This window comes from Akkermansia sp. GGCC_0220, from assembly GCF_017566105.1.
Taxonomy (GTDB): Bacteria; Verrucomicrobiota; Verrucomicrobiia; order Verrucomicrobiales; family Akkermansiaceae; genus Akkermansia; species Akkermansia massiliensis.
This window is the reverse complement of the sequence record NZ_JABFCI010000010.1, coordinates 32,562-56,873: the sequence shown is the minus strand read 5'-3', so window position 1 is coordinate 56,873 and position 24,312 is coordinate 32,562. Positions and strand designations below refer to the sequence as shown.

Here is a 24,312-nt window from a genome sequence, read left to right as displayed (position 1 = left end):
GCGCCCGCCGTTGGCGCGGAATTAGCTTTCACAGCTCCGGCCCTTCGGGTAACATGGCGCGCATGCAGCACGTCCCCACCATCGCCATCGTAGGCAGGCCCAATGTCGGGAAATCCGCCATCTTCAACAGAATGGCCGGAAGGCGCATCGCCATCGTGCATGATGAACCCGGCGTCACTCGCGACCGGCTCTCCGCCCCCTGCAAGATTACGGACCGCGCCTGTAAAATCATGGATACGGGCGGCATCGGCGCGCGCCTGACCGACGGCTTTGCGGAACAGGTGGCGGCAGAGGCGGACATAGCCATGAAAACGGCGGACCTCATCCTCTTCGTGCTGGACTGCCGGGACCACCTCACCCCCATTGACCAGAGCATTGCGGACCACCTCCGCAAGTCGGACGTTCCCGTCATCCTCCTGCTCAACAAGGCGGACCATGAAAAGCAGGATCTGAACCTGGGAGAATTCGCCGGACTGGGCTTTGACGACCATATCTTTCTCTCCGCCGCCCACGGCAGGGGCTTTTCCGAACTCGCCTCCCGGCTGGACGATTTCCTCAAACAGGAGGGCGCCCCGCTGAAAGAAGAACTGGAGGAAGAACCGGAAGAAGGGGAGGACGCCGCCCCCCCCATCAAGGTGGCCGTCGTTGGACGCCCCAACGCGGGCAAATCCTCCCTGGTCAACGCCATCCTCCGGGACAAGCGCACCATCGTTTCCGACGTGGCGGGCACCACCCGCGACGCCATTGACGTCCCCTACCTGCACGACGGCCAGCCCTACGTGCTGATCGACACCGCCGGCATGCGCCCGCGCTCCCGGCGGGACACCTCCGTGGAAGTCTTCTCCGCCATGCGCAGTGAAAAAGCCATCCGCCGGGCGGACATCTGCCTGCTGGTCATTGACATTGCGGCAGGCATCACGCAGCAGGACCGCCGTATCGCCGGCATCATTGCGGAGGAAGGGAAACCCTGCATCATCATCGTGAACAAATTCGACCTCTTCCACCCGAATGCCCCGCGCAAGGACCGCATGGCGGAAGTGGAGGAACAGGTGCGCAGGGAACTCTTCTTCATCAACTATGCGCCCTTCATCGCCACCTCCGCAAAAAAAGCGGAGGGCGTGGAAATCATCTTCAAGGTCATCACGCGCATCCGCCGGGAATCCCGTAACCTGCCCACCACCGGACAGCTCAACCGCCTCATCCAGCTTGCCCAGCAGATGAACCCTCCTGGCACCGCCAGCGGCTCCACCAGAAGACTGAAAATCTACTACGTCACCACGGCGGTGGACCCCAAGTACAACACCATTCCCGTCCCGCGCTACGTCCTCTTCGTCAATGACAAGAACCTGCTCACGGACAGCTACTCCCAGTACCTGCGCAACAAAATCAGGGAAGCCTACCCCGCTCCCGGCATCCCGGTCATCTTCTCCGCCCGCTCGCGCGTGCGCAATGACTGACAATCCCGCCTTCTCCGCATGCTCTCCGTCAGGAACCTCAGCGCCTCCTTCCACACCAGGGCCGGCATCGTCCGGGCGGTGAGAAACGTGTCCTTTGACGTGGCGCCGGGGGAAACGCTCGGCATCGTGGGGGAATCCGGATCCGGAAAATCCGTCACCTGCTACTCCATGATGGGGCTCATCCCAATGCCTCCGGGCCGCATTGAAAGCGGTTCCGCCATGCTGGACGGCATGGACCTGCTTCATTGTCCGGAAAAGGAACTCCGTTCCATCCGCGGCAAGCGCATCTCCATGATCTTCCAGGATCCCATGACCTCCCTCAACCCGTACCTGACCATCGGGGAGCAGGTGGCGGAACCCCTCGTCATTCATGAGGGAGCCGGCAAAAAAGAGGCGCGCGACCGCGCGCTGGAACAGCTTGCCCTGGTAGGCATACCGGACGCTGAACAGCGTATGGACGCCTATCCCCATCAATTCTCCGGAGGCATGCGCCAGCGCGTCATGATCGCCATGGCCCTCATCACCAGGCCGGAAATCCTCATTGCGGACGAGCCCACTACTGCCCTTGACGTCACCGTGCAGAAGCAGGTGCTTGACCTCATCAGAAAACTTCAGCAGGACATGGGCACCTCCGTCATCCTCATCACGCATGACCTCGGCGTGGTGCGCCAATATGCGGACCGCATCAACGTCATGTACGCAGGCCGCATTGTTGAAAGCGCCCTGGCGCGGGAGCTTTTGGAACATCCCCGGCACGCCTACACCAGGGCCCTGATGAAATCCATTCCCGGACTACATGCGAAAGGCTCCCCCCTCTACACCATTCCCGGACTGCCTCCCAACATGATGCAGGAACCTTGCGGATGCAGCTTCCGCCCCAGAAACACCCTCGGGAACCCGGAACTCTGCCTGACGGACCGGGAACCGGAGCTGGTGGAAATATCTCCGGGGCACTCAGTCCAAAACTGCCCGGGATGCCTGGCCGGGAATCAGTAAAACCTTGGGAGAAGAATAGGGCCTATGGGGCTCACAGGAAACTTTAGGGATTATAGGGAATTCCCATCATCACCCCTATCACCCCTATCACCCCTATCACCCCTATCACCCCTATCACCCCTATCACCCCTATCCCTTCTCATCCGGCTCATTCTTTCCCTCATCCCCCCTTCTCTAAGAAACTTCCCCTCCAAAAACCTGAGCTGCCGCATTAATAAATACTTGGCCTGAAAAATCAGGCAAATGGCCATATTGGCCACCACCTCCGGCGGCCTTGTCCGGGCCAGTTCCAAAAAATAATCCCGGGCCAGACATTTATCCTCACCCTTCTTTCTGACAAAAAGGGACTCTCGTGAATCCTTTTCCCACACGGGAAAGCCTCTCACTCTCAAAAAGTCTTCATAATCAGCCAGTAATTCATCCAGACTGGCTCTGGCTACATTCATCAGCTTGATTTCCGTTTCCATGGAGACCCAGCCCCGCCTCCTTTCCCTCCGCAATATTCTGCTTTCCGGAACGGGCAGCCTGAACCATCTGATCAACCGTCCTGTCGCGAGAAGACAAGTACGCCTTACAAAAATAATAGGTCAGATCATAAATCTGCTCCGCCTTTCTGTAGGAAAGCAGAGACCGGTAATCGCCGGAAGGGCGCAACAGGGAAGCCATGCGTCCCAGCCTAAAACCCGCAACAAAAACAATCAATATTTTTATAAAAATTACCAACATGAACCCCGTCCACCAGCACATGGTTCGCCTGAATGGCCACGGGCATCATCAGCCTGCCGGAAACGTCCGCCTCCATCTTCCCCCAATGGATGAGGGGAAGGTACTGCCCCCGGAACACCCTGTAGGCGCTGGCCACCTGCGTAAACGGAATCCACGGCAGGCAGCTGAACACGGCAATATCCGTCCGATGGCAGGGATTCGCCCGGGCCGGAGCCTGCTTGGCCGCCTGAATGAGCGGAACGGCATGCTCCAGAAAATCAGCCAGCTCCGCCCGGTACTCTACTAAAATCTGGGTGAATTCCCCATCCTTAGCCAGCACCGGAACCAGGGCGTCCACGGATTCATACTCCCACACCTCCCCTTCCTCCACCCTCTGGCGCAGTTGGGGAATCTTATTCACTGCCTTCAACAGCACAAACAGGCACAGGGCGAAAAAGGAAATCCCCTCCTGTTTCGCATAACGGTACAAGGCATCCACCCGCACGGGAGACGTGATGGAAAACATGGGACATTCAAACGTCTGGAAATACTCGTAATGGGACCTTCGCGGCCAGGAAGCGATTTCTATTTTCTTTTTCATGCGCTTATTTTCTATTCCAGGAAGGCTCTCCATAGATGTTTTTGCGCTTTTGCTCCGGCAGCAAAAGACTGAACAGGACGGGAGCAGTCAAGACAGCTATGCCCGTAAATATTCCCCCTACAAGATCCCAGCAAAAGGACATTGCCAGAAACTTTCCCTTAAAAGAACAAATCAGGACTGCTATCCATACCGGCCAGACGATCGCCAACCAGCCCCCATCCAGCCCGGCATCATGAAAACGTCTGACGCCCAGCGCAATGAAGCAAAACAAGAAGAAAAACAACAGCAACAACCCCGACAGAAGAGCAAAAAGCATCCCAAAAGGAAGAGGTTCAAAAACATCGCAGGCTCCACAAAAACAAACTATCCAGACGAGAGGAGCAGACGCCAGAAGTGCGCCGTAGGCAACAGCCGCCTCCCGGCGCGAGGAACGGGACTGCATCACCAGCAGGGAAAAAAACCACTTAAAACGACTTCTTCTGCCGCATTTCCATATTTTGCCCACTTTCATCCATTCCCCGGTTCCGGAATACCGCTCCTTGAGCAACTTCCATTCCGGCGGAGCTCCCGGAATGTCTCCTATCCATATCCAGTCTTCCGAACGCTCCTCCCTGACCATCAGTCCCAGCGGTAATCCGGCATAGCGGACTTCCCTGACCAGGAAATCAAAATCGGACGGCCCATGCAATTCCCCATCCGGCGTATGGTAATAATAACGTTTCACAATCACTTCTTTCCTTCCGTTCTTTCCCCGGTTCGCCCGGAAATGCCGGACCGGCTGTTGGCGGGAACACATCCCAGCGCAAGCGGCGCCAGGGAACAAAACAGAAACATGCAGAAAAACATGGCGCCGCAAATTAAAAGGGAGGCATTCCCTCCCGCCGCAGCCCGCGCCCATCCGTACACATGATAAAAGCCCGTCTCCGCACATCCCAAGGAAGCCGCGTAAACGGGAACCGCCCAGAGGAGGCCCAGATCAAGATCACGGAGCCTGCGAAAAACAAGTCCCAGGCATGGAACAAGCATGGCCGCACTCAAACACGCCAGGTTTATTCCATGCTCAGCCGTTACCATAAAACGCGGATGAATGCTCCCATTCACCGCGGCCCAATATCCTGAAAAAACCAGCGTCCCCATGCACGCGCCATAAAACAGCCACGCATATAAATATGAGGCGCTGGAAATGCGGCCGGACCAAGAAAACAACCATCTCCATCTTGCCGCCATCCATTCAGGCAAGCTGCACTTCCTTTCAGAAAAAGGACCGGGACTGGAAGAAAACAGATTCACGGGAAAGCCCTTTCAGTCAAACACGCATTACGGGGTTTGTCGATATTATCCTCCCTTTCCGGCGAAGGGAAAAATCCCCGGTTCTTCTCTGTCCGGGAAACGGAACGGTCATACCTCCGGAGGATGACCGTATTGATTTTCCTTCTTCGTACCGGGAAACAGGCCCAGCAGCGTAACAACCCAGGTTCCTGACAACACGAAAACTGCCACCGCCATTCCTCCTGCCGCCATTGCTCCAGCACCTCCCGCATGTTCCACGAACATGCCCCAAGTATCAGACCGGAACAAATGCCCCAAGAACCATTCCACCGACAAACTGCCAGCCAGGAAGACAAAAGGAAGAGCAAACGACCACCAGCCCGCCAGGGACAAGTCATGGAGCCTTCTCCAGCACAAGGCAAAAGATTGAAGGACGATCAGCAACACCAGCAACAGCCCCAAGAACCGGGAGATGAAAGACAAGCAGGAAAATACGTCTACTCCCGGCATCAGGAGAGGAAGAGCAAGCCCCAGCAGAATCTGGGCAACCGCCAGCCCCAGGCAATCCGCCAGCGTCATGGACAGGAAAACGGACAGGCATTCCCGCCGGGAAGCGCGTCCGGAAAAGACGAATGCCATTCTCCATGATCTCCGATAATAATACCGGAGACGCTTCCAAAACGACAGACCGGCTACCTCTTCCGGCGGAACAGACATCACGTTCGGATAAAATCCGGTTCCCGTTTCCCTTTTCACTGCCTCCGCCAGGGCAACCCATTCTTCACCATCCACTGGACGAATCATCAAATGATCAGGCAGACCGCCCCATTTTACCTCACAGGCCAGAAAATCCAGTTCAGCAGGACCATGCAATTCTCCATTCCGGTCATGGTAAAAATATTTCATTCTAAAGTATACAGCTGATCCTATTTGCTTAATTTTCAGCAATCAATACTTTTTCCGACAAATATAATCCAGAAGGCCCCCTACCCCTCCCGGACGGAAAGCAAGTCCGTCACAGACGCGCGCTTCATGCGCCACGCAGGCAGAAGGCACGCCAGGGAGGAAAGGGCCAGCACCAGAAGCACCGCATACCCCAGATGGGTCCAGGGCATCGTGACGGGAGGAGTGACGATGCCGAAGTGATAGCCGTATTCCAGAATCTGGATGGAGCACCAGGCTCCCAGCACGCCCAGGGCCAGGCTCATGACGACGGCGCACAGGGAGACCATCAGCGTCTCCGCCCAGAGCATCCGCATCACCATGGCGGCCGGCACTCCTACCGCCCGCATCAGGCCGAATTCCCGGCGGCGGGACTGCACGGAGGCCAGAACAGTATTGAGCACGGCCAGCACGGCAATCACCATCATGATGATGGGAAGCTTGCTCATCGTAAAGATCACGTCGTCACCGCGGCTGGTGACGCTCCCCCCCAGGCTTTCCCGGGTCAGGGCCTTCACCAGCGGCTTCACGCCTTCCCCTTCGTTCTCCTGCTGCCGCACCTTCATCAGGGCGTATTCCCCCAGGTCGTTCTGGAGCTCCAGGTTGCTTACCCCGGGGGCGGTGTCCCCCCAGATGAACTGGAACCCCTGATGGCCGTATTCCTCCTTGAGCCAGCGTTCATCGGCAATCGCCAGGGCCGCCACAAAGCCGCCGCGACGCACGCGCATGCCGCTGGTCTTGGTCAGCCAGTGCCAGCCGGGGAAGGAGACGACTCCCGCCACCTTCCAGGGTTCCCCCTGCATGCCGGGGCCTCTGCCTCGTCCGTGAGCTCCGGCAGACGGAGCATTCCCGGAACGGCGCCCCTGATGGGACGGATTCACCAGCATCAGGTCATCCCCGGCCTTCAGCCCCACCGTCCGGGCAAAGGTGTCCGGAATCAGCAGGGAACGGGTGGATTCCAGCATGGCATAGGCTTCCTGCGGGTTGCCGGAAACGAACACGGGCCTGAACAGGGGATGGCTTCCCTGAGCCATCTCCGCCACGGGAATGCCGGCCAGCACGATGGAGCGGTTGCGCATTCCGGAAAAACCTGGGGTCTTCATCTGCGCCGGGGCAATGTCCGGTTCATCCACGTAAATGGGATACATCCGCGAATTCCTCAGGCTGGACCGCGCCATCAGCTCCGGAACGTCCGCAGGCTTGAACTCCGTATGCAGGAAGGAAACCAGCGTTCCGGGCGTGGACGTATCCGGAGAGAAAGGAACCAGCATGGAATATCCCCACGTCTGCACCCCTACAAAGAGGGACAGGCCCACGGACATGGATACGGCGGTTCCCACGGAACGGCTGAGGTTGCGGCTGAGCTGCACTTTCAGGAAAGAATGCGGCACGCGCAGCAGCAGCCCCGTGATCCATGATCCGGCCCACTCCGTCACGCGCACGAAGGCGGGAGCCAGGAACAGCGCACCGGCCACCAGGCCGGGATACCCCAGCCAGAAAAAGATCCACTTGCGCGTCTCCACCTCCAGGCCCGGCAGAAGCAGGGCCGCAGGCTGGAGGCACACGCACGCCAGCCCGGCGATCACGGACCACACGGGAACGCGGCTCACTTTCCCGATGAATCCGGAAGAGGGCACGGCCGCTTCCAGCGGAGACTGGCGGGAAGCGCGCCATGCGGGAATGATGGAGGCCAGCAGCGCGCCGCCCACGGCACACGCCGCGGCAGCCAGCACCGTCGTCCAGGTCAGGGAGGGCATGGAAGAAGACCCTTCCTCCAAAAGATACACTAGGCAGAATCCCGCGGCCAGGCCGCCCAGCAGGGCAGGAATGCACAGGAACAGGCCTTCCCCCACAATCAGCAGGGCAATCTGCATGCGGCTCATGCCCAGCGCACGCATCAGGGCCAGCCTGCGGGTGTGTTCGCTGACGCCGATGCTCAGAGTCGTGAAGATGATGAAGACGCAGGAAAAGAGAACCAGCCACACGGCCATTTCCGCACTGTCCTTCTGGGAGCGCACGGAACGGTCGCTGGAAAGCCGCTGGATAACGGAATCCGTATCCGCCACCACGGCGGAGGAGCGTTTCAGCTCCCCCCGGAAGCTGTCCGCAAATTCCTTCTTGTCCACCCCTTCCTTGAGCTGAACGTAAATCAGATTGGGAGAAAAGGCCTGGCCGGTAATCCTTTCACACACCTTCACGGGCACAAACAGGGAGGAAAAAGCGGGTCCGGCCATGCCGCCCGGCCCCATGATGACGCCGGGAGTGGCCTTGGCCTGCTTGACGATGCCCACTACTTTCACATCATACACATGCGTACCCACGCGCACGTTCATGACGGTTCCCACACCAGCGCGGAAGTATTTGGCGCTTCCGCTGCCCAGCACGCCCACCATGTCCGTGGAGGAAGCCATGTCAGGCCAGACGCCCTCCTGCAGATCATACGGGCATTCCACGGCATGGTTCCCCACCAGGATGGGGCTCTGGGGGGGAATCCCCATGCGGTCGCGCGTCTGCTCGTCAAAACTGCCGCGTTCATTCCCGCAGCCAATCTGCAGGCGGGGCACCTGCCACGCGGCGTTTACGGATTCAACCAGGGGAGAGGCGGCCAGGCGGGAGGCCAGCTCCGGATCAGAGAACCGCGGGTACTGCCCGGGAGGGAGCGGACCGCGAGGAGCCTCCGGCACCAGGCAAAGGTCATAGCTTCCCATGTAGGCCTCGGCGTCGTTATCGAACTCCCTGACCAGCGTATCATAGCTACCCATCATCCAGACGATGAGGCTGACGGAGACGAGGATGGCGAACACGCTGACCGCCACACGGCCGGGGTTGGCGCGCAGGTCCCGCCAAATCAGTTTGAACAGCAGCGTCATAAGGCGTCATTCAGCGTGCGTTCATAGAAGGAGGACAATTCCACAGGCCCGGCAAATTCCGCCGTGAGCCTGTCGTCCACGATGCGGCCGTCCTTGAGCACAATCACGCGGTCCGCCCACATGGCTACGTCCGGCGCATGCGTCACCAGCACGAAGGCGCAGCCCTGCGTACGGTGCAAATCCCGGAACAGGCCCCCCATGAGCCGGGTGTTTTCAGAATCCAGATTGCCCGTGGGTTCATCCGCCAGCACCAGCGCCGGTCCGGAAACCAGCGCACGGGCAATCGCCACCCGCTGCTGTTCCCCGCCGCTGAGCGTATCCGGCATGGCGTGCCGGCGGTGGGACAGCCCCACTTTTTCAATCATGGCGTCCAGAGTGGAAGAGGCCACTTTTTTGCCCCCCGCCAGGGAGGGCAGCAGGATGTTTTCCTCCACGTTCAGGGTTCCCACCAGGTTGAACATCTGGAAGATGAACCCCACGCGGTCGCGCCGGTACACTGTCAGGGCGGCATCAGACATGGAGCCGAGGTCCAGCCCATCCACCGTCACCGTGCCGGAATCCGGAGGCAGCAGCCCCCCCAGCACGTTCAGCAGGGTGCTTTTTCCGGAGCCGCTCGCGCCCATGACGGCGACGAACTCTCCCTGGTTCACGGTAAGGCTGATGTCTTTCAGCACGGCTATGTCCTCGGAACCGGACTTGAAGCTGCGCTTGAGGCGGGTGACGGAAATGACGGGGGAACTCATGGCTGGAAGGAATGGTTAGAAGGTAGTCTTCACGCCTACTTCAAACGTGCGGGGCTCTCCCACCGTGCACTGCACGGCGTGGCGGGTGGACTGCACGTATTTCTTGTCGAAAATGTTGTATACGGCCAGCCTCAGGGTGGCATCCTTCAGCCATTTGGTTTCCGGCAGGGGGATTTCCACCGTGAAGTCAAACACGCTGTAGGAAGGTATGGTATAATTATCCGCAATTTTTGCACCGCGGAACGTGGCGTAGTAGGAATCCTTGCAACGGTAGCCCAGGCCCAGCACCGTGCCGTTCAGCAGGCCGCCGTCAATGCGGTATTTCTGCCAGAGGGCCAGCGCATTCGGAGCGATGGTGGGATACACTTCCCCGGAGGTCCGGTTCTTGGTGCGGGTGTAGGTGTAGGAAAGGTAGGAACTCCAGTTCTTGGTGATTTCCCCGTTCAGGGAAAGTTCCACGCCTTCCGCCCTCTTGGAGCCGTCCGAATAGTACCGGTTGGTATATCCGTCTATGGCTACGGGAGTGTTATTCTGGATGATGTCAAACCAGGAAGCGGAGAACCACACCTTGTCCACCGGGCTGACCCGGAAGCCGAATTCCATCTGGTCCGTACGCCAGGAATCGGTCAGTTCCTTCCCGTTTTCATCCAGATACCCGAAATTGGGGGCGGAAGTACGGGCCGCATTGGCGAACAGAGCTACGCGCTCACCGAACATGCGGGTAATTCCGAAACGAGGGCTCCACGCAAACGCGTAATTGTTGTCCAGGCTGAAATGCGCGTCCCCGCGCACGCCGGCCAGGAAACGCCACTGTCCGTAGCTAAGGACATCCTGCAGCAGGACGCCCGCCCGCTGAACCACGGTATCCGTCGCATTGGCTCCGGAATAGTCGCGCCCGGCGGGGAAAAAGGGCGGAGGATTGTACAGGGAGAAATAGCCGTTCGTGTTCGCGGTAGCGTTCGTCACCAGGCTGGAACCGTCGCCATAGGTGCTGCTCCCCGTGTAGGAAACGCCCATCAGGGCTTCATGCTCCACCTGTCCGGTCTTGAACTCCGCCAGCGCGTTGGAATAGAAATTCCAGTTGATGTTCCACTCGTCGCTCCACGCGGCTTCGTATTTGGCCTTTCCGGAAGCGATCATCTGGTTGTAATAATCCTCCGTGCTCATTCCGCGTCCGGCGGAAGAAGAAATGCCCCAGACATTGTAATCCACATCGCTGTACCCCATGCCGCCGCCGATGCGGATTGTCCAGACCTTCTCCAGCTTGCGCTCGAAATCCAGCATCGCCAGCAGGGATTTGGAATTGAGCCTTCCGCTCGGAGAACCGTACCAGGCGTCATACGGCCCCACAAAGTGGCCGCCCAGCACGGGGATGCCCATCGTTGTCGGCGAATTCTGGTACTGGAAACTGGTCGTCAGCACCGTCTTGGTACGGGAATCATGCTGCCAGCGGAAAATGGGGGAAACCGTGTACTTCTGGCCACCGTTGGCTCCGTTGCTCAGCCAGAACGGGCGTTCATACTCGGCGGCTACCACCGTGCGCAGGGCAAAACCGTCCGTTTCATCACCCCTGTACCGGGTGTCGTCAATAGTTACGCGGTACTTCTGCCCGTGATGGGAAAGACGGGCGTAAGCCGTCAACTCCGTCCGTTCCTCAAAATCAGGCGCCTTCAGGATCAGGTTAATGGAACCGCCGGCGCCGTATGCCCCGAGCGTACTGGTCTGGCCGCCGGAAATGGACCCGATGGGGCCTTTGACAATTTCAATATTTTCTATCAGGGACGTATCCATGCCGTATCCCATGCCGCGGGGAAGAGGCATGTTGCCTATCTGCACATCGGTGCCGGCAAAACCGCGGATGGTGTACTGGTCCGCCGTGCGGGACAGCAGCATGTCCCCCCCCGTATTGACGGAGGAATCCATGCGCAGGGCCTCCACCAGGGAATCGGAACCCTTGGAATCCATCAGATCCCGCGTAATAACGTTTACCGTTTGCGGAACTTCTTCCGTCTTCATGTTCGTGAGGGTGGCGGAACTGACCGTCTCCGCCCGCAGGGACTTGGAACGGATGGTCATCACGCGTTCCGGCATTTCCTGCACGCCCTCCTCTGCGGCGGCGGGTTTAGTCTCGGCATAGGCGGACTGCCCGAGGACAAGCAGGCTCCCAATGGCGGCGGCACGGTGCAAACCGCGCCCCTGGCGGCGGCGGCGAGGGGTATTCATGTTGGATAAACGCATGGGGCAAGTATAAAACGGAACATCGGGCCGTCCATCCCGGATTGTTAACAATTTGATAACAGGCTGTTCCTTTCCCTTCCTGCAAAGGCACATCCGGCAGCAGAACGCCCCCGGCGCCTCTCACAGGCCAAGAGCCTGCGCCCGGCTCTCCGCCGCGGCCTTCAGCCATTCCCGCAGCGCCTCCTTGTCTCCGGAGGCCAGCCGGTTCCGCACCTCCCCCAACTGGGACAGGGCTTCGTCCAGCCGGTCCAGGACGGCGGGGGCATTCTCCGTCAGGATTTCCGCCCACATGGACGGTTCCCCCATGGAAACGCGGGTGGTATCGCGAAAACCGCCGGCGGACACCAGCCCCAGCAGCTTCACATCCCCCCCGTCCAGGGCGGTGTGGACGCACAGGGCGGACAAGGCATGCGGTATATGGGAAATGCGGGCTACGGAAGAATCATGGTCCGCCGCTTTCATGCGGATGCAGTGGCAGCCCACGCGCTCCCAGAACCGCTGGAGCAGCAGCAGCATGTCTTCATGCACGTGCTCGTCATTGGTCAGAATGCACGTGGCGTCCCGGAAAAGTTCCCCGGAGGCATGCTCCATGCCCTGCTTTTCAGAACCGGCCATGGGATGGGAGCCGATAAACGCCACGCCGGTTTCCGTCAGAGCGGAGCCCACGGACTGGTGGACGCAGCCCTTCACGGAACCCACGTCCGTCACCAGCACGCCCGGTTTCAGCAGGGGGAGCATTCCGGAAACGAGGCGGGACATCACGCCCACCGGGGTAGCCAGCACGACCAGGTCCGCGCCTTCCACCACCTCTTCCAACCGGGTGGAGGCGGCATGGGCGGCTCCGGAAGAGCGGGCATATTCCAGCGGCTCCTCCCTCCTGCCCCACAGGCGCACGTGGACATGCGGCAGCTGCTTCCTGACGGCAAGCGCCAGGGAACCGCCCAGAAGGCCGGGGCCGAGAATGGCTACGGAGGAAAAGGAAAGCTGTTTTCTGGAAGCTTCGCTCATGGTTTCACAGGGGGTAGAATACACCAGCGCCCCGGAACATACAGCATGTTCAGGGGCGCGGGCATCATCTTTTCGCGGCGGCCGCATCAGGGCACGCGGAACTTCTTGATCTCGTTCGGGAAGTTGGTGTCCCGCAGCACGGTACCGGAAGGGTAGGGCTTGTTGGTGCCCCGGTTCAGAATCTTGATCTTCTTGGTGCGGTCATACGGGCTGACCACCACCGTGGGGTCCGCCGTGGGCCACGCCACGGGAATGGAGGAGGCAGTGGAGGGCTCCACGGGCCTGGGAGCGGCAATGCCGGAATTGGCAGAGTCACTCACGGGATTGGGAACGACAGGCTTGGGCGCAACGGGCGGCGGAGGCGTGATATTGTTGGTGCCCCCCACCATGTTGCCGATGGTGCCGGAATTGGTCTGGGCCGGATCCGGATTGAAGCCGGAATTCTGACCCGCTACCGGATCCAGAGAATTTTCACGCTGAATCTCATTCAACAGGCTGCTGCCCTGGGCGCCCATGGCGCCGGAGCCGGACGGATAGACATTTTCCGTAGGATAAATGCCGATGGGGCGTTCATTCACGCGTTCCGTTTCACAGGAAGGCAGAAGGATTGCGCCTGCGGCCAGCAGCACGCCTATCGTCTGGGAAGTATTCATATGATCTCTCTTCGGGTGATAGCTTTCTGCCAGCATCCTACGGCCCCCTACCTTCATGTCAACCATAAAGCCTGTTTGCCGAACCGCTTCATGACAAGGATTCTCCGGCTTCCGGCCCCTCATCCGTGCAAAGCCGTACGGGGCTGCGGCGCTCCACGGGGGTTTTCAGGCCCGGTGGCGCGTCCTCCGCTTCACTGCGGGAATACACGCTTTCACCTCCGTCCGGCCATGGCCGTTCCACCGTCCCCGCATCCTTTTCCTTTCCAAAAATCGGGAAAAAGCCTCCTGCACGCCTTCCCCGGAGCGCTCCGGTACGGAAACAGATTATCCTTCCCTACCCCCTGTGATCTGCTACAATCCGCCCCACATGGATGACGTACAGACATCTAAGAAAAAAATGCCCTCAAAAAAGGAATGGAGGGGCTTTTATTCCCTGATTCTCATTCAAGCCCAGAACGCCTTCAATGAAAAAGCCGCCCAGTTCCTGCTGATTCCCCTGGGCGTCTGGCTGGCCGCCAACAGCGCCGTGTACGGGCCGGACTCCTGGGTCAACTCCCTCCAGTACATCCTTGCCTGCATCTTCGTACTGCCCTACATCCTGTTCTCCCCCTTCGTCGGCTGGCTGGCGGACTGCTTCTGCAAGGCCCGCATCATCCAGTTCATGTCTTTCCTCCAGATCCTGGTGCTGGGGGCCATGTTCCTGTGCTACAAGTATGAGAACATTGAAATGGCCGTCTTCTGGTTCTGCGTCTTCTCCGTCCAGGCGACCATCCTGAGCCCGGCGAAAAAGGGGGTGGTGAAGGACATGGTGGGCTCCCGCCAGCTTGGCTACGCCTCCGGGCTGATGGAAATGAGCCTCATCCTGTCCATGCTGGCGGCGCAGATCGGCATCTTCGTCTGGTTCGACATCCTGCAAGTTTCCTCCAACGACGGCTGGGAAGCCGCCGCCTTCCCCACGCTCATCCTCACCTGCATCGCCGTTCCCGTAGCCATTGCGGCCCTGTCCCTTCCCCGGTACCCGGCCAACCAGACCCGGAAATTCGAGTGGAAGCTCTTTTACGAGCACTTCGTGCAGCTCAAGTACCTGTGGAGTCAGCGGGACCTGAGGCTCAGCGAAATCGGCGTCTCCTACTTCTGGTTCCTGGCCGGGGCCCTGATGCTCATCTCCCTCCAGATCGCCCAGGAGCACCCCATTGACGGCACCGGATTCAGCATGTCCGCGGCCATTCTCATGGCGTGGCTCAGCGGCGGCACGGTGGTGGGCGGCGTCATAGCCTCCATCATTTGCCGTAAAAAAATTGAACTGGGCCTCATCCCCCTGGGCGCGATCGGCTTCACCATCGGCTGCATCTTCCTGTCCTTCTTCGCTCCTGGCTCGCTGCCCAGCAACATCGGCTTCGGTATCACGGGAGCCTTCGCCGCCGCGTACCTGGTGCCGCTGAACGCTCACCTCCAGGACAACTGCGATCCCTCCAACCGCAGCACGGTCATCGCCGCGGGCAACCTGATGGACTGCCTGATGGGCCTGGTGGCCGTCGGCTTCCAGCTCATGCTCAGGAACATCTTCTCCATCCAGAACCAATTCTGGGTGCTGGCCGCCCTGGGCGTGGTCATCACGATTGTGGCGTTCCGTCTCATTCCCCGCGAATTCATCCGCATGATGGGCCTCTGGATCATGAGGATCGTCTACCGCTCCCGCATCATCCACCAGGACCGCATTCCGGAGGACGGCGGAGCCATCATCGTCTCCAACCACGTCACGTACGGGGACGCGCTGTTCCTTTCCCTCATCTGTCCGCGCCCCATCCGCTTCATCGTGGCGGAGGAATTCGTAGCCATCCGCTGGCTCGGCTGGATTCTGGAACTCTTCAACTGCCTCCCCATTTCCTCCCGGAATCCCCGGGAATCCCTGTCCAAGGCCATTCAGGCCCTCAAGGCCGGAGAAGTGATCTGCATCTTCCCGGAAGGCCAGCTCACCCGCACGGGCACCCTGTGCGCCGCGCGCAGGGGGCTGGAAATGCTGGCGAAAAAATCGCGCTGCCCCATCGTTCCCATCTACATGGACGAGCTGTGGGGGAGCATCTTCTCCTACTCCGGCAACCGCTTCTTCTCCAAGGCCCCCCTCCATGTCCCCTACCGCTTCACGGCCGCCATAGGAGAACCCATTGCGCCTGATGCCGTCAACCCCCGCATCGTCATCAACACCTTGAGGGAGCTCTCCTCCACCTGCCTGGAAATTGCCGCCAGCATCGGCAGGGACACCATCCTGAACCACCTGGAGCGCATCGCCCACAAGCCGCTCGTTTTAGCAAAAAACGCGCGGCTCACCGGGTATGAAATAGCCGAATGCCTGATGAACGACACCGTGGAGGCGGACCACCCGGAACTCAGGAAGTGGCTGGCCACCCTGCTGGACAGCTCCCGCTCCCAGAGCCGCCTGTGCGACTTCTGGATGAACGCCCAGCAATTGGAGCGCGTGAACTCCCTCCAGCCCCGGGAACTGCTGCTCACCAGCGTGGGGCATGACGAAGTGCATGAAACGGTGGCCTCCGTCCTGTGGCCCATCCTCACCAGCACCCCCGTGTACCTCATCAGCGACGGAGACCACAGCATGCCGGAGGGCATCAAGCAGGTGACGGGCTCCGACTTCCTGCGCCGAAGGCTGTACAGCCTGGTTCCGGAAACGCGCACGCCGTTTTACGATTTCAGCGGCTCCGGAGACCTGGTGCTTCCCAACATCGGGTGGCGCCCCTGCTTCGCCACGGACCGCGGCATCATTCTGGCCATGTCCATGAAAAGGAGCGTCTTCAAGCTGGATGACGGCACCGTGCAACTCGGCATGCGGGCCAGAACGCGAGGACGCCTTCTCCCGGGCTTTTACCTGAATCCCCCCCTCTCCAACGTTATCGCCGGGGCTACGCTCCCCACCCCCTATTCCCTGCCGCCCAACCTGTATCTGGACGAGTCAGGCTTCCTGGCGGAACTCCAGTCTTCCAACCATGAACAGTAACTCATCATCCCGCCTCCCCATTCCGCAGTATGTAATGACGCTGGCGCATGCGGCCGCCCTGCGCTCGGAAGACCCCTACCGCAAGGTGGGAGCTGCCGCCCTGGATGCGGACAACCGCGTGATCGGCACCGCCTACAACGGCCTGTACCCCGGCTTCAAGGCACAGGACACCTTCTGGGCCAGCCGGGACGAACGCCAGAAATACATGCTGCATGCGGAAATCAACCTGTGCAGCCTGTTCCGCAGGGGGGAGGCGAAGGTGGTGGCATGCACCACGATGCCCTGCACCTCATGCATGCAGGCGCTGTGCGCCCATGGCGTTAAAACCATTTATTACTGCGAGCCGTATGACAAGTCCGAGGCTCCGGCCATTGCCAGCCTTTACGGCGTGGAGCTGATCCAGGTCACGGATTACCCGCTCAGCCAGCACTTTCCCCTCGTCCTGGACTGCTGATCTGCGGAAACTCAATCCCGGTGCACGCGGCACGTCCAGCCGGCCATGGGGCGCGGAACGCCGTCAATGGAGAAATCAATGTCCGGTCCGGTTTCCGTAACGGTTCCGGAGACAATCACGCCCGTGCTCCTTTCAGCATCGTCAAAGGAAATATTCACGTCCGCCATGGCGCAGGCGGCGCGGCTGTTGGAAGCCGGCACAATATTCAAAACCCCGGAATTCGCGCCTTCATTGAACCGGTACGTGTAAACCCCATCATACACGATTCTCGTCTCCATCTTGATGACGTCCACATCCCGTCCGCCGAACTGAAGCCTGAACAGCATGTCCCCTCCCTCAAAGAGGCTTACCTGCTGACCACTGAGGGAAACGCTCCCGTCATCCCCTGATTTTCCCGAACCGCCGCCGCATCCGCACAAAAGCCCGCACACTGTTACAGGAACCAAACACAAAACAGGGAAAAATTTCTTCATGCCCGGAAAAATGCACAACCTGACAATATAAGTCAAGTTCACTCAATTATTATTACATTTTTCCAACATTTTTTAACATCATAAAAAAACCGCCTGTTTTCACAGGCGGCCTCAAGAAAACACAGGCGGCTGTCAACCCACCCAGTTCCAGGTGATGGGAACTTCAATATCGGGATGCAGGCTGTGCTTGACGGGGCAGCTCAGGGCGGCCTGTTCCAGCAGCTTCCTGTCCGGATGATCGGCTGGGAGGGGCACGGTGATGACCACTTCCAGCTTGCCGATGCGGCGCGGGTCAGCATTCATGTGCTTGCCCACTTCCACCGTCATGCCTTCCAGCTTAATTCCTTTGCGTTCGGCCACAATGCCCATGATCGTGCTCATGCAGCCGGCGAGCGCCGCGCCTACCAGGTCCGTGGGGGAGAAGGACTCGCCCTTTCCGTTGTTATCCACGGGGGCATCCGTGGAAAGCTTGGCCCCGGAAGGCTCATGAACCATGGAGCAGTGGAGGCCGCCCTCGTACGTCGTTTTAGTTTTTACCATGACCCTATTTTATACAAGGCGCCGCACCATGCAACACACAAACATTGAATCCCCCCTTTCTTTATGGTAACCGCCTTTGTTATGAGAAACTTTTTGAAAGCCGCCGCCGTTTCCCTGGGTATTTTTGCCGGGGGAGCAGGTACGGGGGCGGCACAGGACTTCGGAGCCATGAACTTCGGCGGCGCGGGAGATTTTGGAACGCCCCAGGCATCCGGAACCTCCAAGGCTACAGTCACGTCCTACGGAGAAACACCCTTCGTCATCGTGACGGAGCTGACTCTGCCGGACCACTGGCACGTCTACTACAAGAATCCGGGAACGGTAGGGCTCCCCATGGAAGCCGCGTTCAAGGCCGTTCCCGGCTTCCGGGTGGAAGGCCCCTTCTGGCAAATTCCGGAATTGGGGAAAGGACTCGTGGATTTTTACGGTTACAGCGGGAAGGCGAAAATGGCCTTCCGCGTGACTCCTGAGAAGGACGCCCCCGCGGAAACGACCTTCACCACCACCATGACGTGGCAAATGTGCGCGGAACAATGCGCCGCACCGGAGACCAAAGACTTCAGCGTGACGCTGAAACGCGGAGACGGACAGGCCGCCCCCGACGCGGCCGAACTGTCCGGCGGCATGGCGGGACTTTCCACCCCCGCATGGGCGCAGGGACTGAAGGCCCGGATTTCCCAGGAAGGAAAAACCGTCACCCTGCACCTCAGGACGAACGGGCAACCGGTTCCGGAAGATTCCGTTTATTTCTTCTGCGACCAGGGGGAAATCAACCCCACCACTCCCCAGACCTTCAAAAAACTGGACGGCTCCAACTACGAGCTGGCCATGCAGTACAATGACACTACGGACGGCCTTTACCCCAACAACCTGTCGGAAGCGGACAAAGGAAAACCGCTGGCCAGCCTTTCCGGCATCCTGCGCGCAGGGAAGGAAGGCGTCAGCATCACGGCTGACAACCGCCCCTTTTCCGAGGGAGCGCAGGCGGCGGCAACAGCCGCGGAAGCCTCCCCCGCGTCTTCCGGACCCGTTCCCGCGCCGCCGCTGATGGGACTGGGGGAAATCATGTTCTTCATGTTCATCGGCGGCATCATCCTGAACGTCATGCCGTGCGTCTTCCCGGTAATCGGCCTCAAGATCATGAGCTTCGTCCAGCTGGGAGGGGGGGAACGGAAAAAAGTGCTGGCCCACTCCCTGACCTTCGTGCTGGGCATCCTGATCTCCTTCTGGATCATTACGGCCATCCTGATTGCGCTGAAAGCGAACATGTTCGACTGGGGCGCCCCTGCGGGACCCGGCATTTTCAGCAGTGAATTCTGGCTGGGCCACGGCGCGGAAGGCGTTGTGAACTGGGCCTTCTGGTTTGAAAACCCCTGGGTGAACTTCTGCCTGCTGGGCCTGATGCTCGCCATGGGGCTGAGCATGTTCGGCGTTTTTGAAATAGGCGTCAAGGCCACCACCATGGGCAACGACCTCCAGCACCAGAAGGGCTATGCCGGCTCCTTCTGGTCCGGCGCCCTGGCTACGGTCATTTCCACTCCGTGCAGCGCGCCGTTCCTGGGGCAGGCCATCGGCGCGGCCATGCTCCAGCCGCCGCTGGGCATCGTGCTCTGCCTGACCATGATGGGCCTCGGGATGTCCCTGCCCTACATCATTCTGGGAGCCTTCCCCGTCCTGACCAAATACCTTCCCAAACCGGGAGCGTGGATGGAATCCTTCAAGCAGTCCATGTCCTTCCTGATGTTCGGCACCGCCGCCTACTTCCTGTGGATTTACATTGCGTTCTTTGACGCGGACAACCATCCGCAGGACATCCTGTTCCTGTTCTTCGGCCTGGTGCTGTTCTCCATGGCCTTCTGGGTGTACGGCAGATGGTGCCCCATGTACCGCAGCCGGAAATCCCGCGTCACGGGGGGCATTTTTTCCGTGATTTTCCTGCTGGCCGGCCTGTACTACATGCTCCCTCCGGAAGGAGCCGCCTGGTTCGGCCGCGGAGCGGATTCCGGAACAGCGGATTCCTCCGCAGCTACGGCTCCCGCCCATCAGGCGGAAGGGAGCGTGTGGACCCCCTGGAGCCCGGAAGCCATGCAGGCCGCCCTGAAGGAGGGAAAGCCCGTTTACGTGGACTTCACGGCCCGGTGGTGCTCCACCTGCCAGGTCAACAAGGCGTCCTACACGGATGAAGTGCTGGCCGCCTTCAGGAAATACGGCATTGTCATGATGAAGGCGGACAAAACCCGCACGAACCCCGCCATTGACCAGGAACTCAAAAACCTGGGACGCACGGCGGTTCCCGTGAACGCCCTGTACCTGCCCGGCAAAAAGCCGGTCGTCACCCGGGAACTCCTGTCCCCCTCCTACCTGCTGGAATTCCTGGAAACGGAAATGGACCGCTGAAAGCGGCCTTTTCCGCAGACGGAAACCAGTCCGGACCACAAAAGCAACGGCAACGCGGACAAGAAACCGGGAAAACTCAGCCTTCCCGGTTCAGCAGGGGCATCAGCGCCTCCGCCCAGGCCTGGTAGCCTTTCGCCGTCAGGTGCACCTTGTCTCTGAACATTCCTTCCCGGAACGTTCCGTCCGCATTCAACAGGCGACCGTTAATGGAGAGAACGGTGGTCCGGGGCAGTTTCAAACCGCGCAGGCGTTCATTGATCTCCTCCTGCCGCTTGCGGAGGGGTGCGGAAGGATCGGGACCGTAGGGCGTCACCTCCATCAGGATCAGACGGGTTTCCGGGAACCTCTTCAGCAGGCGCACGGCCACTTCCCGGATGCCCTTTACCGTTTCTTCCGCGGGCTGCTTCCCTTCCCACCGGCCAATGTTATTCGTCCCGGCCAGCAGAACGCAGTAACGCGGCGGCGTTTTGACTGCCAACTCCGTATCCTCCATGCGCCACAGGATGTTCTCCGTCCTGTCTCCGCTGACGCCGAAGTTGACCGCCTTCATCGGCAGGAACACCTTCTTCCACCATTCCGCGCCTTCCTGCTCCCAGCCCTGCGTGATGGAATCCCCCACGAACAGGATGCCGCACTCCTTCCCCAGCAACTGCTCCCGGACTACCTTGTAACGGGCGGGAACCCAGTGCTGCGTGTTCATCCTGGGAACGTCCGGGGGATCCGGGACAATCCCTGCCGGGGGCTTCTCCGCAAAAACGGAAGAAAGGGACAGGAGCAGAAAAGCGGCAAGAAAAACGGGAGCTTTCATCTTCCCTGTAATACGCATGGACGGCAGGCCAATCTTTCCAAGAGAAAAGGAAAATCACTTTCCCAACGCCCTGCCAAGCACCTCCAGGGGCTGGGAGGACAGCTTCAGCTCCCGCACCAGGAACCGGACGACGAGCAGGCTCCCCAGCGCATCATACAGGGCGTCATGCCACCGGCGGCCGGGAAGCAGCGCATCCACGGAGGGGGTTAGCCCCAGGGAATCACACAAGGTGGACAGGGAATAATCCGGCAGGCCCGGCACGCACATCTTCCCGAGCGCCAGCGTATCCAGCCACGGCCCGAAGCCGTGCCCCGGAAAGCGGCGCAGGAACTTCCGTTCCGTGGCGGGGTTATGCCCCACCACCACGGCGTCCCCCAGGCGGGAACGGATAGCCGGCCACAGGGAGGGAAAGGAAGGCGCATCCGCCAGCATTTCCGTAGTAATGCCGTGCACCTGGGAGGCCGACCATAAAACGGGCTTGTCCGTGGCAATGTAGGACGTCCACAGCTCCGGCTCCCCTTCCAGGGAAGGACAGGAGGCAATGCCTATCTGAACGGGCTGGTCCGTCTCCCCCCGGGCCGCCCCGGCGGATTCAAAATCAATGGCGGCGAAGCGCAGGGCGCCGATCATGTCTGCGGGCAGAGGCATATCAGAACAACTCCAGCTGGGCGTACTCCCCGGTGGGCATATCGTCGTCCATGTCCGTATTCTTGGCCCTGGGTTCCGCCAGACGGGCGCGTTCCTTTTTCCGGGGCCGCGTGGAATTCATTTCCAGATGGGACAGGATGGCCTTGGCGCGGTCCACGATGGCGGCAGGCATGCCCGCCAGGCGGGCCACCTGGATGCCGTAGGACTTGTCCGCCGCCCCCTGCACGATCTTGCGCAGGAACACGATCTCCTCCTTCCATTCCCGCACGGCCACATTGTAATTCTGCACGCCGGCCCTGGAACGGGCCAGGTCCGTCAGTTCATGGTAATGCGTGGCGAACAGGGTGCGGGACTTCAACTCGTCATGCAGGTATTCCGCCACGGCCCACGCGATGGAAAGGCCGTCAAAGGTGGCGGTTCCGCGCCCGATTTCATCCAGAATAATCAGGGAACGCTCCGTGGCGTTGTTCAGAATCAGGGACGTCTCACTCATTTCCACCATGAAGGTGGACTGCCCGCGCGCCAGGTCGTCGCTGGCTCCCACGCGGCAGAAAATGCGGTCCACCAGGCCGATGTGGGCGGACTCCGCCGGAACGTAAGCCCCGATCTGGGCCATCAGCGTAATCAGGGCCACCTGGCGGATATAGGTGCTCTTGCCCGCCATGTTGGGCCCGGTCAGCAGGATGAGGCGGTTTTCCTCCGGTTCCAGAAAGGCGTCATTGGGCACGAACACGTCGCCGGAAACATTCTGCTCGATAACGGGATGGCGGCCGTTGACAATGCGCAGGGTCATGGAATTGTCCAGCACGGGGCGGCAGTACTGGTACTGCTGCGCGCCCTCCGCCAGCCCCAGCAGCACGTCCAGGTCCGCCATGGCGTCCGCCGTAATCTGGATGCCGTCAATGTGGCGCCCCACTTCCTCCCGCAGCAGCAGGAACTGTTCATACTCCACCTGGCGGGAACGTTCGTCCGCCCCCAGGATGGTATTCTCCATCTGCTTGAGCTCCGGGGTGACGAAGCGTTCCGCATTCACCAGCGTCTGCTTGCGCTGGTAGTCGGGAGGCACCTTGTCGTAATGGCTCTTGGTTACTTCAATGTAGTAGCCGAAAACGTTGTTGAAGCGGATTTTCAGGGAATCAATGCCCGTCCGCCTGCGCTCCTTCTCCTGGAGCTGGGCCAGCCACTCCTTCCCGTCGCGGGAAGCCAGGCGCAACTCATCCAGCCCGGCGTGGTACCCTTCCCGGATGATGCCGCCCTCCTTGATCGTCACGGGCGGCTCATCCACCAGGGCGCGCTGGAGCAGGTCTACCAGCTCGTCAAAGCAGCCCATGCGGGAGCGGATGCTTTCCAGCATCTCCCCGCCTCCGGGCAGGGATTCCAGATCATCCCTGAGCGCGGGAATGCGCCCCAGGGAGGAAGCCAGCGCCTGGAGGTCACGGGCGTTCCCCGCGCCCTGGGAAATGCGGCCCGTCAGCCGTTCCATGTCCCGGACGTTTTTCAGGCTCTCCCGCAGCTTGCTCATCAGGTAGGGTTCCTGCAAAAGAACGGAGATCATCTCCTGCCGCGCCTGGAGCTTTTCCAGGTCGCACAGGGGATGGAGCAGCCAGTCCCGGAGCTTGCGCGCGCCCATCGGGGTGCTCGTCCTGTCCAGGGTGCCCAGCAGGGAAAGCTTCACGCCGCCGCGGGAATCCACCAGGTCCAGGTTCCTCTGGCTGGCCTGGTCAATCAGCACGGCGCTCTCCGTGGCGCGCACGGAAATACGGCGCAAATGGTCCGTGGGGCGGCGGAGCTGGTAGCCCAGGTAATGAAGCACCGCGCCAGACGCCCCCAAAGCGGCGGTCATCTCCCCGCAGCCGAAACCGTCCAGGGAATGCACCCGGAAGTGGCTCAGCAGATTGGGAATGGCCGTGGAAGGCAGGAACGTATACCCGTCGTAATAAAGCGTGGGATGGGCGCCGGGGAAGCAGTCCGTCTGCTCGTCGCTGACCAGAAGTTCGGAAGGATTGATGCGGGACAGCTCGTCCAGAAGCAGGTCCATGTGCTCAAACTGGGCCACGGAAAATTCCCCCGTGGTGTGGTCCACGCATGCCAGGCCGAAATGCTTTTTATCCTTATAAAGAGCCACGATGTAATTGTGGCGGGAGGAATCCAGCAGATTCATATCCGCCAGGGTTCCAGCGGAAATCACGCGGGTCAGCTCCCGCTCCACCAGCTTGCCCGGCTGCGGAATGGTGGTCTGCTCCGCAATCGCCACGCGCTTCCCTCCCTTCACCAGGCGGCCAATATACCCTTCCGCGCTGTGGTGAGGCACCCCGCACATCGGAATGCCGTGGCGCTTGGTCAGCGTCAGGCCCAGAATGGAGGAAGCCTCCTTGGCGTCCTCAAAGAACATCTCATAAAAATCCCCCAGCCGGAAAAACAGCAGGACGTCCTCCGGCAAGCCCTTCTTCATGCGAAGGTACTGATCCATCATCGGGGTGGAGGTAGGTCCGGAATTACT

At 60.1% G+C, this 24,312-nt stretch carries 19 protein-coding genes; 5 read left to right on the top strand and 14 right to left on the bottom strand.

Annotation, left to right across the window (positions count from 1 at the left end; genetic code table 11):
* Window positions 1-62: 62 nt before the first annotated feature.
* Window positions 63-1,457: a ribosome biogenesis GTPase Der gene (der, locus tag HJW02_RS08515; RefSeq protein WP_102721957.1), complete on the top strand. Its 1,395-nt coding sequence runs from the start codon at window positions 63-65 to the stop codon at window positions 1,455-1,457.
* 18 nt (window positions 1,458-1,475) lie between these two features.
* On the top strand, window positions 1,476-2,453 hold the full coding sequence (locus HJW02_RS08510; protein ID WP_102721870.1) for an ABC transporter ATP-binding protein: 978 nt from the start codon (window positions 1,476-1,478) through the stop codon (window positions 2,451-2,453).
* 50 nt (window positions 2,454-2,503) lie between these two features.
* On the opposite strand, the gene HJW02_RS08505 is transcribed toward HJW02_RS08510, so the two are convergent.
* The 9 genes from HJW02_RS08505 to HJW02_RS08460 all read right to left on the bottom strand — a co-directional run bounded on the left by HJW02_RS08505 (window position 2,504) and on the right by HJW02_RS08460 (window position 13,482).
* Complete coding sequence (locus HJW02_RS08505; RefSeq protein ID WP_208050631.1) at window positions 2,504-2,920, bottom strand: four helix bundle suffix domain-containing protein; 417 nt, start codon at window positions 2,918-2,920, stop codon at window positions 2,504-2,506.
* Window positions 2,921-3,129: 209 nt separating this feature from the next.
* Window positions 3,130-3,759: a CatA-like O-acetyltransferase gene (locus HJW02_RS08500; protein WP_180971077.1), complete on the bottom strand. Its 630-nt coding sequence runs from the start codon at window positions 3,757-3,759 to the stop codon at window positions 3,130-3,132.
* Window positions 3,760-3,763: 4 nt separating this feature from the next.
* Window positions 3,764-4,483 carry a DUF805 domain-containing protein gene (locus HJW02_RS14155; RefSeq protein ID WP_180971078.1) on the bottom strand — a complete coding sequence of 240 codons (720 nt, stop codon included), beginning with the start codon at window positions 4,481-4,483 and terminating at the stop codon, window positions 3,764-3,766.
* A gap of 674 nt (window positions 4,484-5,157) precedes the next feature.
* The gene (locus HJW02_RS08485; protein WP_102733202.1) at window positions 5,158-5,976 is read right to left on the bottom strand and encodes a DUF805 domain-containing protein; all 819 of its coding nucleotides are present in this window, start codon (window positions 5,974-5,976) and stop codon (window positions 5,158-5,160) included.
* Between the two features lie 38 nt (window positions 5,977-6,014).
* Window positions 6,015-8,840 (bottom strand): ABC transporter permease, encoded by a 2,826-nt coding sequence (locus HJW02_RS08480; RefSeq protein WP_102721874.1) that lies wholly within the window; start codon window positions 8,838-8,840, stop codon window positions 6,015-6,017.
* Window positions 8,837-9,583, bottom strand: a complete 747-nt coding sequence (locus HJW02_RS08475) for an ABC transporter ATP-binding protein (protein WP_102721875.1) — start codon at window positions 9,581-9,583, stop codon at window positions 8,837-8,839. Before HJW02_RS08475 ends, HJW02_RS08480 begins: the two co-directional genes overlap by 4 nt.
* 15 nt (window positions 9,584-9,598) lie before the next feature.
* Window positions 9,599-11,806 (bottom strand): TonB-dependent receptor, encoded by a 2,208-nt coding sequence (locus tag HJW02_RS08470; protein WP_180971079.1) that lies wholly within the window; start codon window positions 11,804-11,806, stop codon window positions 9,599-9,601.
* 135 nt (window positions 11,807-11,941) lie between these two features.
* Window positions 11,942-12,829, bottom strand: a complete 888-nt coding sequence (locus HJW02_RS08465) for a prephenate dehydrogenase/arogenate dehydrogenase family protein (protein ID WP_022397761.1) — start codon at window positions 12,827-12,829, stop codon at window positions 11,942-11,944.
* A gap of 86 nt (window positions 12,830-12,915) precedes the next feature.
* Window positions 12,916-13,482, bottom strand: coding sequence for a hypothetical protein (locus tag HJW02_RS08460; protein WP_102721878.1), 567 nt, complete (start codon window positions 13,480-13,482; stop codon window positions 12,916-12,918).
* 397 nt (window positions 13,483-13,879) lie between these two features.
* Between HJW02_RS08460 and HJW02_RS08455 the strand changes: the two genes are divergently transcribed.
* Both HJW02_RS08455 and HJW02_RS08450 read left to right on the top strand, forming a co-directional pair.
* Window positions 13,880-16,492: an MFS transporter gene (locus HJW02_RS08455; RefSeq protein WP_180971081.1), complete on the top strand. Its 2,613-nt coding sequence runs from the start codon at window positions 13,880-13,882 to the stop codon at window positions 16,490-16,492.
* Window positions 16,482-16,946 (top strand): hypothetical protein, encoded by a 465-nt coding sequence (locus HJW02_RS08450; RefSeq protein ID WP_022397758.1) that lies wholly within the window; start codon window positions 16,482-16,484, stop codon window positions 16,944-16,946. The genes HJW02_RS08455 and HJW02_RS08450 overlap by 11 nt, the downstream gene beginning before the upstream one ends.
* An 11-nt stretch (window positions 16,947-16,957) precedes the next feature.
* Here the strand turns inward: HJW02_RS08450 and HJW02_RS08445 are convergent, their stop codons facing one another.
* Window positions 16,958-17,272: a hypothetical protein gene (locus HJW02_RS08445; RefSeq protein ID WP_022397757.1), complete on the bottom strand. Its 315-nt coding sequence runs from the start codon at window positions 17,270-17,272 to the stop codon at window positions 16,958-16,960.
* A 279-nt stretch (window positions 17,273-17,551) separates the two neighbouring features.
* Window positions 17,552-17,959 (bottom strand): OsmC family protein, encoded by a 408-nt coding sequence (locus tag HJW02_RS08440; RefSeq protein ID WP_022397756.1) that lies wholly within the window; start codon window positions 17,957-17,959, stop codon window positions 17,552-17,554.
* 81 nt (window positions 17,960-18,040) lie between these two features.
* Between HJW02_RS08440 and HJW02_RS08435 the strand changes: the two genes are divergently transcribed.
* Window positions 18,041-20,356 (top strand): thioredoxin family protein, encoded by a 2,316-nt coding sequence (locus HJW02_RS08435; protein WP_180971082.1) that lies wholly within the window; start codon window positions 18,041-18,043, stop codon window positions 20,354-20,356.
* A 76-nt stretch (window positions 20,357-20,432) separates the two neighbouring features.
* Here HJW02_RS08435 and HJW02_RS08430 read toward each other — a convergent pair whose 3' ends face one another.
* The 3 genes from HJW02_RS08430 to mutS are packed head-to-tail and all read right to left on the bottom strand — an operon-like array spanning window position 20,433 to window position 24,282.
* Window positions 20,433-21,164, bottom strand: coding sequence for a GDSL-type esterase/lipase family protein (locus tag HJW02_RS08430; protein ID WP_180971083.1), 732 nt, complete (start codon window positions 21,162-21,164; stop codon window positions 20,433-20,435).
* 54 nt (window positions 21,165-21,218) lie between these two features.
* The gene (locus HJW02_RS08425; RefSeq protein WP_102721882.1) at window positions 21,219-21,812 is read right to left on the bottom strand and encodes a 3'-5' exonuclease; all 594 of its coding nucleotides are present in this window, start codon (window positions 21,810-21,812) and stop codon (window positions 21,219-21,221) included.
* 1 nt (window position 21,813) lies between these two features.
* Window positions 21,814-24,282 carry a DNA mismatch repair protein MutS gene (gene mutS, locus HJW02_RS08420; RefSeq protein WP_243760014.1) on the bottom strand — a complete coding sequence of 823 codons (2,469 nt, stop codon included), beginning with the start codon at window positions 24,280-24,282 and terminating at the stop codon, window positions 21,814-21,816.
* Between the last annotated feature and the right edge of the window lie 30 nt (window positions 24,283-24,312).

What these genes read in the sequence shown, in the direction of transcription:
- der (WP_102721957.1), top strand. Translation starts at nt 63, where the DNA reads ATGCAGCACGTCCCCACCATCGCCATCGTAGGCAGGCCCAATGTCGGG.
- HJW02_RS08510 (WP_102721870.1), top strand. Translation starts at nt 1,476, where the DNA reads ATGCTCTCCGTCAGGAACCTCAGCGCCTCCTTCCACACCAGGGCCGGC.
- HJW02_RS08505 (WP_208050631.1), bottom strand. Translation starts at nt 2,920, where the DNA reads ATGGAAACGGAAATCAAGCTGATGAATGTAGCCAGAGCCAGTCTGGAT.
- HJW02_RS08500 (WP_180971077.1), bottom strand. Translation starts at nt 3,759, where the DNA reads ATGAAAAAGAAAATAGAAATCGCTTCCTGGCCGCGAAGGTCCCATTAC.
- HJW02_RS08480 (WP_102721874.1), bottom strand. Translation starts at nt 8,840, where the DNA reads ATGACGCTGCTGTTCAAACTGATTTGGCGGGACCTGCGCGCCAACCCC.
- HJW02_RS08475 (WP_102721875.1), bottom strand. Translation starts at nt 9,583, where the DNA reads ATGAGTTCCCCCGTCATTTCCGTCACCCGCCTCAAGCGCAGCTTCAAG.
- HJW02_RS08470 (WP_180971079.1), bottom strand. Translation starts at nt 11,806, where the DNA reads ATGAATACCCCTCGCCGCCGCCGCCAGGGGCGCGGTTTGCACCGTGCC.
- HJW02_RS08465 (WP_022397761.1), bottom strand. Translation starts at nt 12,829, where the DNA reads ATGAGCGAAGCTTCCAGAAAACAGCTTTCCTTTTCCTCCGTAGCCATT.
- HJW02_RS08460 (WP_102721878.1), bottom strand. Translation starts at nt 13,482, where the DNA reads ATGAATACTTCCCAGACGATAGGCGTGCTGCTGGCCGCAGGCGCAATC.
- HJW02_RS08455 (WP_180971081.1), top strand. Translation starts at nt 13,880, where the DNA reads ATGCCCTCAAAAAAGGAATGGAGGGGCTTTTATTCCCTGATTCTCATT.
- HJW02_RS08450 (WP_022397758.1), top strand. Translation starts at nt 16,482, where the DNA reads ATGAACAGTAACTCATCATCCCGCCTCCCCATTCCGCAGTATGTAATG.
- HJW02_RS08445 (WP_022397757.1), bottom strand. Translation starts at nt 17,272, where the DNA reads ATGCTGTTCAGGCTTCAGTTCGGCGGACGGGATGTGGACGTCATCAAG.
- HJW02_RS08440 (WP_022397756.1), bottom strand. Translation starts at nt 17,959, where the DNA reads ATGGTAAAAACTAAAACGACGTACGAGGGCGGCCTCCACTGCTCCATG.
- HJW02_RS08435 (WP_180971082.1), top strand. Translation starts at nt 18,041, where the DNA reads ATGAGAAACTTTTTGAAAGCCGCCGCCGTTTCCCTGGGTATTTTTGCC.
- HJW02_RS08430 (WP_180971083.1), bottom strand. Translation starts at nt 21,164, where the DNA reads ATGAAAGCTCCCGTTTTTCTTGCCGCTTTTCTGCTCCTGTCCCTTTCT.
- HJW02_RS08425 (WP_102721882.1), bottom strand. Translation starts at nt 21,812, where the DNA reads ATGCCTCTGCCCGCAGACATGATCGGCGCCCTGCGCTTCGCCGCCATT.
- mutS (WP_243760014.1), bottom strand. Translation starts at nt 24,282, where the DNA reads ATGGATCAGTACCTTCGCATGAAGAAGGGCTTGCCGGAGGACGTCCTG.